A 9,089-nucleotide genomic window follows, 5' to 3' on the forward strand; every position below is an offset into this window, starting at 1 on the left:
GTATTTTGGTTAAGTATTTTGTATATATCTATGTTATAAACGCTGTATATTAGCCAATAACAGCCAAAATGTCGCTTTCACGCAAGATTAAATATTCCTTGCCGTCATATTTTACTTCTGTTCCAGCATATTTCGAGAAAATAACGCGATCGCCAACTTCTACTTCCGGAGCTACACGCTCACCGCTGTCAAGCACACGTCCTTTGCCAACAGCAACTACTTTGCCTTCTTGCGGTTTTTCTTTCGCAGTGTCTGGCAATACGATACCGCTTGCAGTTTTTTCTTCCGTTTCAATCACTTCAATGACAACGCGATCACCTAATGGCTTTAACACGGAAAACAACCTCCTTAACAATAATTTTCGCCGTTCTTATTAGCACTCATCTTAATCGAGTGCTAACACACTTATAATATTAATGAACTTCTCCTTTTTTTGCAAGTAGGAAATACAAAAAAAATAACTGCTTTTCTTTACTCCTTCTATACCCTTTTCAAGTATTTCACATTTCCATGATCGATAAACGGCGGCAATCAATTTTTTTATATTTTTGCAAAAGATGTGCTAAAATACGGGAAGTATCACTATTTTGTTGGCAAAGGGGTTAGTTTCCTTGAAACGACAATATTGGTATGTCATTATTACGTATATCATCATGCAACTGTCTGGTATTGTAGGAGTTCCGCTTTTGCGCTTTCTCGGCGTGGGAAAACATGTCGAAAATAAACTCGTTGCCGCAAAGCTCGCCTCTGGCTATTGGGCGGTCATTAGCTTTGCTATTGCGTTTTTTATTATTATCTTTTTCTTGCGTGAGGATATAAAACAACGGCATACTCGTCATCGCGTTTCTTTGCCCGTCGCTTGGATGTGGGCGGTCAGCGGCGTCTTTTTGTCGCTCTTTGCCCAAAGCCTTGCCGCTAATGTTGAATGGCGTTTGCTTGGTATCGAACCAGGCTCGGAAAACACAAAACGAATTGTTGAAATCATTCAAGTCACCCCTTTATTAATGGTCGTGACTTCCATTATCGGTCCGATTTTAGAAGAAATAATTTTTCGTAAAATTATTTTTGGAACGCTATATCAAAAATACAACTTCTTCATTTCCGCGCTAGTTAGTTCGCTTTTATTCGCCATCGTCCATATGGAACTCGAACACCTGCTCTTGTACGCAGCAATGGGATTTACGTTTGCCTTTCTTTATGCGAAAACGGGACGCATTTTCGTTCCGATTTTCGCCCATGTTACCATGAATACGTTCGTGGTCGTCATACAAACATTGTTTGCCGATGAAATTGAAAAAATAATGCGGCAGACAGAGCAGATACAACTCATTATTGGGGGCTTTTAAACAATGAAAGGGACGCCATTACAATTTGGTTTTTTCTATTTTCTGATGGGAGTGCTATTTACTTACTTGTCCATTCAAAGTGCAAAAGATACGATTTGGAACTTTTTCACGATCTTCCTTGCCATCCTGGCTACGCTTGATTTTGGAGCAGCAATACGTCTATTCGCACTCCACTTTCGCAATAAACCTCCCGTTTGATTTCACGGGAGGTTTTCTTGTTCCTGTTGCGCCAATAGCACTTTGCGGTAAGCCATCTTGGAAATCCAAATGCTTGCCTCATATAAAATCGAAAGCGGAATCATCACGATGACTTGCGATAATACATCCGGCGGCGTAATGACCGCAGCTACAATCAGCAAGGCCAAATAAGCGTATTTTCGTATTTTGATCAATAACATCGGTGTAATCAAACCAAGTCTTGTGAAAAACATCACTACTACCGGCAGCTGAAAGACAATGCCAAACGGCAAGATGAGCTGAAGCAAAAATTCAAAATATTCATTAATACCGATGACTTGATGAATGCCCAGGCGTTCCGCCAAATTTTGCATAAAGCGAACGACAAACGGAAATAAAACAAAATACGCAAAACTAACGCCAGCGAAAAAGAGAACAATCGAAATGGGGATATAACTTAAAGTGACCTTTCGCTCTTTTTCATACAATCCCGGACTGACAAACGCCCAAAGTTGATAAAGCAAAACCGGAGCAGTAAGAACAAAGGCAATGACAAAAGCAAACTGAAAATAAATTTTGATCGGATCTGTCAAACGAAACGCATTCATCGTCAATTCTTTTGCTTCATCCGTCCGCTGCAAATATAAAATGACCGGTTCTACAAAAAAGAAGCTTCCTATCAAAGCAATGCCAAAAAAAACAAGAACAATGATAAGCCGTTTTCGCAACTCTCCTAGGTGCTCATACACCGACATTTCTTTATCGTTCATATGTCAACCATCCTAACTCATCATTGGTCGGCTTTTTTTTCATCCTCATCGGCTAATCCTTTCGTCGCATCCTTAAATTCGCGGAGCGATTGACCGAGCGACTTGCCCAATTCCGGAAGTTTTTTTGTTCCAAACAATAATAAAATGACAAGCACGATTAATAAATATTTCACGTTTCATTCTCTCCTTTTATTCAAGCGGGTAGTTTTTCAAAAAATAAACGAGCGACTGCAATTCGACCGCTAAGTCAATATGATGGACGCGAATATGCTTGGGTACGTTTAAGCGCGCTGGTGTAAAATTTAAAATTCCTTTAATTCCTCTTTGGACAAGACGGTCGGTAATCCACTGAGCGACATGGGCCGGCACCGTTAAAATCGCTACTGGAATCCCCTCGTGAAGACGGTCTTCCAATTCATCCAAATGATAGACAGGCACCCCGCCGACTTCTGTACCGACTTTCCTTTCATCTACGTCAAATGCCATCACAATTTTCGTATTATTGTTTTTCGAAAAATTATAATTTAAAAATGCGGTGCCTAAGTTCCCGACTCCAAATAGTGCAACTTCCGTTACCTCATCTTGATCGAGCGTTTTCCGGAAAAATGACAGCAAATAGTTGACATTATATCCGTATCCCTTTTTGCCAAGCGCTCCAAAATAGGAAAAATCGCGGCGGATCGTCGCAGGATCGACTTTGACCGCCTCGCTCAGTTCGGCAGAAGAAACGCGTTGTTTTCCAGAAGCGTGTAAATTTTTTAAAAAACGATAATATAACGGCAAACGTTTGGCCGTTGCTTGCGGAATTTTTGGCTGTTCATTGCTCATTGATGAATCCCCCAGCACTTCTTTTTTCGCGTTGATAATGTCCTGACTTTCCACCTGTTTTCTCTACCAAATAGGTTGGGCCAATAACCATTCCTTTATCTAACGCCTTACACATATCATATACTGTCAGCGCACATACAGAGGCAGCCGTTAGCGCTTCCATCTCCACCCCCGTGCTTCCCTTCGTTTTCACCGTTACGGTAATCAACAATTGATACAACGCTTTTTCTTCTTCGACATGCCAGGCAAACTGAATGTCGACACCTTTTAGCATAAGCGGATGGCACATTGGAATGAGATCGGCTGTTTTTTTCGCTGCCATAATACCTGCCACTTGCGCAACGGCAAGCACATCCCCTTTTTCGATCGCGTGGTTTGTCATTTTTTCATAAATTTCCTTATTTACTGTCACACTTGTTTGCGCGACCGCTATGCGAACCGTATCCTCTTTGTCCGTAATATCGACCATTTTTGCCCGGCCTTGTTCGTTGAAATGGGTAAATGATGACAACATAATCTCCTCCACTTATAAACTATACACTATTTTTCGTCATCTGTCTTTTATCGTTTTATTGCGATAAGAAAGTCACTTACGCTACACTATTATTGTCAAACGCGAGGTGAAAAACAATGATCATTTTACAAGTTAACCAACTGACAAAATATTTTGGCGCTGACCTTATTTTATCGAATATAAAATTAGAAATACAATCAAAAGACCGTATCGCTCTCGTTGGGAGAAACGGAGCCGGGAAATCGACCCTATTAAAGATCATTGCCGGTGAAATGTCTTACGATAGCGGGGAGATTATTAAACCAAAAGAAGTAACAATCGGCTATCTTGCCCAGGACAGCGGGCTTCACTCTTCGTTGTCGATTTGGGAAGAAATGATGACGGTATTCGCCCCGTTAAAGGCGATGGAGAAGCAATTGCGAGCGATGGAAATGCAAATGGGCGATCCCGATTTGCTTGCAGACGTTTCCCGTTATGAAAAACTATTAAAAGACTATGGCGCGTTGCAAGAGCGCTATAAAGAACAAGGTGGTTACCAATACGAAGCTGATATTCGCTCCATTTTACACGGTTTGCAGTTTTCTAAGTACGATTATATGACGACTCCTGTCCAATCGCTAAGCGGCGGACAACGAACGCGGCTGGCGCTCGGAAAATTGCTGTTAATGAAGCCCGATTTGCTTATTTTGGACGAGCCGACCAACCATTTAGACCTCGAAACATTAACATGGTTGGAGCAATATTTACAAACGTATCCTGGCGCTATTTTAATTGTATCGCATGACCGCTATTTTCTCGATAAAGTAGTCACCCAAGTATACGAACTGTCACGTGCAACATTAAAGCGGTATAGCGGCAATTACAGCCGTTACCTAGAGCAACGGGCGGAGGAATACGAACGGGAACGAAAACTATATGAAAAACAGCAAGAAGAAATTGCAAAGCTGCAAGATTTTATTCAGCGCAATATTGCCCGCGCTTCGACAACCAAGCGCGCGCAAAGCAGAAGAAAACGGCTCGAAAAAATGGAAAGAATGGAGAAGCCGATCGGGGACGAAAAAGCTGCCTCGTTTTCCTTCGAAATCGAGCGGCAAAGCGGCAATGACGTGTTAATCGCTGAAGATGTCGCAGTGGGATACGATGCGGATCAGCCAATTTTTCGCAATGTCCGCTTTCGCATCACGCGCGGGGAAAGCGTCGCTTTGATTGGACCGAACGGAATCGGCAAATCCACGTTGCTAAAAGCGATTGTCAATAAACTCCCGCTACAAGCAGGGCATTTCCGCTACGGCTCGAACGTACAAATCGGCTACTATGACCAAAACCAGGCCGACTTGTCCTCAAATAAGCGCGTGCTCGATGAACTTTGGGATGAATTCCCTGACAAAACGGAAAAAGAAATCCGCACCGTGCTCGGAAACTTCTTATTCTCTGGGGATGATGTGCTAAAGCATGTATCGGAGCTAAGCGGCGGGGAAAAAGCAAGACTGGCGCTTGCCAAATTGATGATGCAAAAAGCGAACTTCCTTGTTTTAGACGAACCGACCAACCATCTTGATTTAGACAGCAAAGAGGTGCTCGAGAACGCCTTAATTGAATACCCTGGAACGATTTTATTCGTCTCTCATGACCGCTACTTTATCAATCGCATCGCCACGAAAATATACGAACTTTCTAGTGATGGAATTACCGAATATTTAGGTGACTATGACTACTATATCGCCAAAAAAGAAGAAATGCTGGAACTCGAACGTCTCGCTGCTGCGGAGCAGCGGCAAACCAATGCGAACCTTCCTGATGGAGAATCAACGAAAAAATTGAATTATGAACAAGAAAAAGAAGCAAAAAAACTAGAGCGGCAGCGCAAGCGCCGCATTGAAGAAATCGAAGCGGAAATTAGCGAATTAGAACAACAAATTGCGCACGTGGAAGAACAATTATGCGATCCTGACATTTACCAAGATCATGAAAAAGTGCAACAGCTGACAAAAGAGAACGAGGAAATGAAACAAAAACTGGATCTATTATTAGTGGAATGGGAAGAACTTCATACACTAAAATAACAAAATACACAAACATCCACCCGTTATGAACAGGTGGATGTTTTTTTAGTTAATCACATACCCACAAACTTATCCCCAATTTTATTCCCGTTATTCAAGTTATTCACCGGTTTTTCCACATTATCCACAAAAAATAGAGGGGTTATGCAAAAAAAACTGTGATTATTTCTTCCCTGATATCATAGAGATTTTTTTATTTTTCCACAATATCCACAACTTGTGGATAAATATATGCACAACCTTTATTTTTTTAATAAAAAAACGGACTTCTTCCAAGAATAAATCCTGAAAAAAAGCCCGTATCATTCCCCTTATTCTAACTCCAGGCCTGGGTTTGCATTTAATGCCATATCCGCCCGTTTTCCTTGCATATACAATACGGTTCCGGCCGCCGCGATCATTGCCGCATTATCAGTGCATAATGATAACGGCGGTATCACCAGCTCAACGTTGTCTAATTTCGCCATTTGCTTTTGTAATTCTGTCCTTAATCCTCGATTAGCGGCGACCCCGCCTGCAAGCAACACTTGACGAACATGATATTCTTTTGCCGCCTGGATCGTTTTGGTCACCAGCACATCGATGACGCTGGCCTGAAAGCTGGCTGCCATATCTTTTGGATCTATTTCTTCACCGCGCTGTTTGGCGTTATGCAGCGTATTTAATACGGCCGATTTCAAACCGCTGAAGCTGAAATCATACGATCCTTCTTCGAGCCAGGCCCGTGGCAAATCGATTGTTGCCTTTCCTTCCTGGGCAAGACGGTCAATATGCGGCCCGCCTGGATAAGGAAGGTTTAACGCTCTCGCCACTTTATCATATGCTTCTCCTGCCGCGTCATCCCGCGTTTCGCCAATCACTTGAAACTTTCCATGTTTCTCCATATAGACGAGTTCCGTATGTCCACCAGAAACAACAAGAGACAACAACGGAAATTTCATCTCAGCAACAAGACGGTTGGCGTAAATATGTCCTGCGATATGATGAACGCCGACTAGAGGAATATTATAGGCAAACGATAACGCTTTTGCCGCGTTGACCCCGATTAACAGCGCACCGACTAATCCTGGGCCTTGTGTTACCGCAATCGCGCTTAACTGTGAAAAAGAAACGCCCGCCTTATTCATCGCTTCTTCAATCACAAACGTAATCTGCTCGACATGATGGCGCGATGCGATTTCCGGCACGACGCCGCCGAATCGTTTATGACTTTCCATTTGCGAGGCGACGATATTGGATAAAATTTCTTTGCCGTTTTTCACTACTGCCGCTGCTGTTTCATCGCAGCTCGTTTCAATTCCAAGCACATATATGTCATGATTCATGATAAATTCACCCACATTACTAGCGCATCTTCTAAATTATCTGGATAATACTGTCTACGAATGCCACCATTGCGAAATCCTAATTTTCGATATAACGATTGGGCGACATGATTAGAAACACGAACTTCCAACGTCATCGTTACAGCCCCTAGCTGTTTGGCCGTTTCCATCAATTTGCGCATGAGCGCTTCTCCTAATTTTTTGCCGCGAAATTCCGGCAATACCGCTACATTCGTAATATGCGCCTCATCGATCACTACCCACATCCCGCCATAACCGATAACGCGGCCGCGATGCACCATGACAATATATTTGGCATAGCGATTGTGAACAAGTTCATTATAAAACGCTTCCCTGCTCCAAGGAGTAGTAAACGAGGCACGCTCTACTTGCAACACAGCATCAATATCATTTAACGTCATGGATCGAAATTGAATATCCATCCCCATGTTTATTTTCCCCTTCTTGTTTGGCAAGCCATTTGGCTTCTGCTTCGGCCAAACGAATGTAATTCGGTACGAATGCATGTGCATCTTCCCGCTCTTTTTTCTTTCCAAGGAACGCTAGTTCGCTTGGCCGCGGCAATTGTAATGCAGCGGGAGCAAAATGGGAGTATTCGCCCAAGTGCCGCTGAAAAATATTTTTATATAGAGCAACATCTGTCCCGATAAACAGCACCGCTTCTTTTCTTGCTTTTAGCTCGCTAGCCCATTCTTCCGCCAGCACAATTCGATCATGTTTTATACATTCGAGTTCTGTCCCATTGTAACGGTATAATCCGGTGTAAATTTGCCCTCTTCGAGCATCAAAGAACGGAGAAATGGCACCCGAAAAATACCGGCCATTAGCCGCCAGCACCTCTAAACTAGATACCCCGACGATTGGAATGTTTAAGGACCATGCTAGCGTTTTCGCAATCGTCACACCGATGCGTACCCCTGTATATGAACCTGGTCCTCTTGCGACAGCGATTAAATCAAGCTCCTGTGGAGTAACGCCACAATGTTTCATCAATGATTGGACCGCAGGCATAACACGCGTAGAATGGTCTTTCTTGATGTTGGTTGTTATTTCTCCTTTTACGACGTCATCCTCCACTAACGCAATTCCCATTACGACATTGGATGTATCAATCGCCAATATTTTCATGCTTCCAAAATCTCCTTACATAACTGTTCATACCATTCTCCCATTGGTTCCATTACTAATTTACGCTGATGATCTCCATGATGAAACAAATAAATGTTTAATCTTTCTTTTGGTAATTGCGTCTTGATAAGGTGTGCCCATTCAATAACAGTGACTCCATCTCCTTCAAAGTATTCATCAAAGCCAAGGTCCTCCATCTCATCCTCTAGACGGTACACATCCATATGATAAAGAGGAAGGCGCCCTTGATATTCTTTTACGATCGTAAAGGTAGGACTATTAATCGTTTTTTCAATTCCCAGTCCTTTTGCCAATCCTTTTGTAAAAGTCGTCTTTCCTGCCCCTAAATCTCCTTCTAGCGTAACAACAGATCCTGCTTCTAATTTTTCTCCCAATTTGCGAGCAAGGCTCATCGTTTCTTCCGGGGAATGCATTATCAGCTCATAACGTTTCATTGATTGTCACCTTAACACATTTTATCATGATAATCTTCGCTGTTGAAATTTTACCATATTTCCGCCATGTGTTACCACTGTTCATGATATAAAGGAAAGATAGCGGCTGCCTTATTATCAAAAGAAGGATGTTTCCACACCAGTTTGCGGTTAGGGAAAAGGGGAAGCAGACATTGTATGCACATAAAAATAAAAAAACCTTAGGAAATCTTATATTTCCTAAGGCAAACGGATTGCGGGGGCAGGATTTGAACCTGCGACCTTCGGGTTATGAGCCCGACGAGCTACCGGACTGCTCCACCCCGCGACGATAAAAAGAATAATTTAATTTAGAAAGATTTCATGAAATTCGTTGCCTCTTCCTCAACTAGCTAATTCAAAGATGTCAAATGCGTCGAGGCAACTCATTGAAAAAAAGTAAAGGGAATTTAGGCGTGTTTCACTCCCTGGTATAATAGAAAC

At 42.5% G+C, this 9,089-nt stretch carries 12 protein-coding genes and 1 tRNA gene; 3 read left to right on the forward strand and 10 right to left on the reverse strand.

What is annotated here, in order from left to right; all coding sequences use genetic code 11:
- Positions 1–49: 49 nt before the first annotated feature.
- The gene (gene groES, locus GCA01S_RS16710) at positions 50–334 is read right to left on the reverse strand and encodes a co-chaperone GroES (RefSeq protein ID WP_017434440.1); all 285 of its coding nucleotides are present in this window, start codon (positions 332–334) and stop codon (positions 50–52) included.
- A 277-nt stretch (positions 335–611) separates the two neighbouring features.
- On the opposite strand from groES, the gene GCA01S_RS16715 reads away from it, so the two are divergent.
- Together GCA01S_RS16715 and GCA01S_RS16720 are read left to right on the forward strand one after the other, a co-directional pair.
- Positions 612–1,346, forward strand: a complete 735-nt coding sequence (locus tag GCA01S_RS16715) for a CPBP family intramembrane glutamic endopeptidase (RefSeq protein ID WP_017434441.1) — start codon at positions 612–614, stop codon at positions 1,344–1,346.
- A 45-nt stretch (positions 1,347–1,391) separates the two neighbouring features.
- Entirely contained in the window at positions 1,392–1,544 is a 153-nt protein-coding gene (locus tag GCA01S_RS16720; RefSeq protein WP_321200821.1) for a YdiK family protein, read from the forward strand.
- Positions 1,545–1,546: 2 nt separating this feature from the next.
- Here the strand turns inward: GCA01S_RS16720 and tatC are convergent, their stop codons facing one another.
- Genes tatC through moaC form a run of 4 tightly spaced genes read right to left on the reverse strand, consistent with a single transcriptional unit; the run spans position 1,547 to position 3,632 of the window.
- A complete protein-coding gene (tatC, locus tag GCA01S_RS16725; RefSeq protein ID WP_017434443.1) occupies positions 1,547–2,293 on the reverse strand; it encodes a twin-arginine translocase subunit TatC in 747 nt (248 codons plus the stop codon).
- 20 nt (positions 2,294–2,313) lie between these two features.
- Positions 2,314–2,466 (reverse strand): twin-arginine translocase TatA/TatE family subunit, encoded by a 153-nt coding sequence (locus GCA01S_RS16730; protein WP_017434444.1) that lies wholly within the window; start codon positions 2,464–2,466, stop codon positions 2,314–2,316.
- Positions 2,467–2,482: 16 nt separating this feature from the next.
- Positions 2,483–3,121, reverse strand: a complete 639-nt coding sequence (locus tag GCA01S_RS16735) for a redox-sensing transcriptional repressor Rex (RefSeq protein WP_017434445.1) — start codon at positions 3,119–3,121, stop codon at positions 2,483–2,485.
- Positions 3,111–3,632 carry a cyclic pyranopterin monophosphate synthase MoaC gene (moaC, locus tag GCA01S_RS16740; RefSeq protein WP_026078395.1) on the reverse strand — a complete coding sequence of 174 codons (522 nt, stop codon included), beginning with the start codon at positions 3,630–3,632 and terminating at the stop codon, positions 3,111–3,113. The genes GCA01S_RS16735 and moaC overlap by 11 nt, the downstream gene beginning before the upstream one ends.
- 119 nt (positions 3,633–3,751) lie before the next feature.
- On the opposite strand from moaC, the gene GCA01S_RS16745 reads away from it, so the two are divergent.
- Positions 3,752–5,698: an ABC-F family ATP-binding cassette domain-containing protein gene (locus GCA01S_RS16745; RefSeq protein ID WP_042411685.1), complete on the forward strand. Its 1,947-nt coding sequence runs from the start codon at positions 3,752–3,754 to the stop codon at positions 5,696–5,698.
- Positions 5,699–6,009: 311 nt separating this feature from the next.
- Here the strand turns inward: GCA01S_RS16745 and tsaD are convergent, their stop codons facing one another.
- From tsaD to GCA01S_RS16770, 5 genes are all read right to left on the reverse strand, one after another.
- Entirely contained in the window at positions 6,010–7,023 is a 1,014-nt protein-coding gene (tsaD, locus tag GCA01S_RS16750; RefSeq protein ID WP_017434449.1) for a tRNA (adenosine(37)-N6)-threonylcarbamoyltransferase complex transferase subunit TsaD, read from the reverse strand.
- Positions 7,020–7,472: a ribosomal protein S18-alanine N-acetyltransferase gene (gene rimI / locus GCA01S_RS16755; protein WP_017434450.1), complete on the reverse strand. Its 453-nt coding sequence runs from the start codon at positions 7,470–7,472 to the stop codon at positions 7,020–7,022. Before rimI ends, tsaD begins: the two co-directional genes overlap by 4 nt.
- The gene (gene tsaB / locus GCA01S_RS16760) at positions 7,432–8,172 is read right to left on the reverse strand and encodes a tRNA (adenosine(37)-N6)-threonylcarbamoyltransferase complex dimerization subunit type 1 TsaB (protein WP_017434451.1); all 741 of its coding nucleotides are present in this window, start codon (positions 8,170–8,172) and stop codon (positions 7,432–7,434) included. Before tsaB ends, rimI begins: the two co-directional genes overlap by 41 nt.
- Entirely contained in the window at positions 8,169–8,627 is a 459-nt protein-coding gene (gene tsaE / locus GCA01S_RS16765; protein ID WP_017434452.1) for a tRNA (adenosine(37)-N6)-threonylcarbamoyltransferase complex ATPase subunit type 1 TsaE, read from the reverse strand. The genes tsaB and tsaE overlap by 4 nt, the downstream gene beginning before the upstream one ends.
- A 233-nt stretch (positions 8,628–8,860) precedes the next feature.
- A tRNA-Met gene (locus GCA01S_RS16770) sits at positions 8,861–8,934 on the reverse strand.
- Between the last annotated feature and the right edge of the window lie 155 nt (positions 8,935–9,089).

It is taken from the genome of Parageobacillus caldoxylosilyticus NBRC 107762, assembly GCF_000632715.1.
GTDB lineage: Bacteria > Bacillota > Bacilli > Bacillales > Anoxybacillaceae > Saccharococcus > Saccharococcus caldoxylosilyticus.

What these genes read in the sequence shown, in the direction of transcription:
- GCA01S_RS16720 (WP_321200821.1), top strand. Translation starts at nt 1,392, where the DNA reads ATGGGAGTGCTATTTACTTACTTGTCCATTCAAAGTGCAAAAGATACG.
- GCA01S_RS16735 (WP_017434445.1), bottom strand. Translation starts at nt 3,121, where the DNA reads ATGAGCAATGAACAGCCAAAAATTCCGCAAGCAACGGCCAAACGTTTG.
- tsaB (WP_017434451.1), bottom strand. Translation starts at nt 8,172, where the DNA reads ATGAAAATATTGGCGATTGATACATCCAATGTCGTAATGGGAATTGCG.
- tatC (WP_017434443.1), bottom strand. Translation starts at nt 2,293, where the DNA reads ATGAACGATAAAGAAATGTCGGTGTATGAGCACCTAGGAGAGTTGCGA.
- GCA01S_RS16745 (WP_042411685.1), top strand. Translation starts at nt 3,752, where the DNA reads ATGATCATTTTACAAGTTAACCAACTGACAAAATATTTTGGCGCTGAC.
- tsaD (WP_017434449.1), bottom strand. Translation starts at nt 7,023, where the DNA reads ATGAATCATGACATATATGTGCTTGGAATTGAAACGAGCTGCGATGAA.
- rimI (WP_017434450.1), bottom strand. Translation starts at nt 7,472, where the DNA reads ATGGGGATGGATATTCAATTTCGATCCATGACGTTAAATGATATTGAT.
- tsaE (WP_017434452.1), bottom strand. Translation starts at nt 8,627, where the DNA reads ATGAAACGTTATGAGCTGATAATGCATTCCCCGGAAGAAACGATGAGC.